Raw genomic sequence first — 1,236 nt, forward strand, 5'->3', positions numbered from 1 at the left:
CAAGTAATCCCCCCATTCCAGGAACGAGCGCATGACCACCCGACTGCTGCTGCCCACCCTGCTGCTGTGCCTGCCACTGGCAGCCTGCAACAACCACGACGCCGCCCGGACCGACCCCGGCACCGGCAAGGCCACGTCGCCGGCGGCTGAAGCCAGCACCGTTGGCAAGACCGTGCAGGACGCCACCGACAAGGCCCGCAAGGAACTGGCGGAGAGCAATATCAGCGTGTCCAACGGCCAGTCGATCAAGGCCGAAATCACCCCGCAGGGCGAACTGCTGATCAACGGCACCGCCGTGGCCACCGATGCCCACCAGCGCGAACTGCTGCTGGACTACCGCAAGCAGGTGGAAGCGGTGGCCGGCGCCGGCATGGAGATCGGCGTGGCCGGGGCCAACCTGGGTGTGAAGGCGGCCGGCGAGGCGCTGAAGGGCATCTTCTCCGGCGATACCCAGGGCATCGAGGGGCGGGTGAACGCCGAAGCCAGCAAGATCGAGGCCCAGGCCAAGCAGTTGTGCACCCTGCTGCCGGGCATGATGGCCAAGCAGCAGGCGCTGGCCGCGGCGGTACCTGAGTTCAAGCCCTACGCCACCATGGACCAGAGCGACATCGACGACTGCGGCAAGTAATCGCCGGGCCTGCGACGTTCGGTCGCAGCCGGGTCCGCATGCACGAGGGGAGGACTAGAATGGTCCTCCCCCTTTTCATGCCTGCGCCCACCATGAAGAAGCTGTGCCTGCTGCTGTTCGCCCTGTTCTGCCTGGCCGCCACCGGCTGCGACCAGGAATACCGCAACCATCGTGCCGAGCGCGGCAAGCCGAAGATCACCGTCAGCGACGGCATGCTCACCGTGCGCCGCGCGCCGGCGCCGAACATCATCGTGCTGCCCAACGGCCACATGAAGATCGACGAGATCGAAATTCCGCTCGACCCCAGCCAGCAGGCCCTGCTGCAGGGCATGTTCGGCCAGCTGCAGGTGCTGCGCCAGAACACCCTCACCGACGCCCCGCCGGACCCGGCCAAGCGCTCGGTCAAGATCCAGGTGCCGGCCGGCATGCAGCCGATCCCGCCGGACCTGGTGCAGCGCATCCCGGAGTTCAAGGACTACACCGAGACCTTCGACAACCTGCAGGCGGATCGGCACTGAGGATTGACGGCGGCGGTCGGTGGGTCGGTGGGGCGGGCGCTGGGCCCCCATACCCTTTCCGGCGAATGTCCTCCGGCGTCGGCCTTCAGC

The 1,236-nt window shown here is 67.6% G+C and carries 2 protein-coding genes; both read left to right on the forward strand.

All coding sequences use genetic code 11. The features are described 5' to 3' along the window. The first annotated feature begins 31 nt into the window (after positions 1-31). Positions 32-628 (forward strand): hypothetical protein, encoded by a 597-nt coding sequence (locus DBR34_RS14595; RefSeq protein WP_128097328.1) that lies wholly within the window; start codon positions 32-34, stop codon positions 626-628. Positions 629-720: 92 nt separating this feature from the next. Continuing rightward, on the forward strand, positions 721-1,146 hold the full coding sequence (locus tag DBR34_RS14600) for a hypothetical protein (protein ID WP_128097329.1): 426 nt from the start codon (positions 721-723) through the stop codon (positions 1,144-1,146). Positions 1,147-1,236: the final 90 nt, after the last annotated feature.

It is taken from the genome of Stenotrophomonas sp. HMWF003 (assembly GCF_003061285.1).
Taxonomy (GTDB): Bacteria; Pseudomonadota; Gammaproteobacteria; order Xanthomonadales; family Xanthomonadaceae; genus Stenotrophomonas; species Stenotrophomonas maltophilia_AP.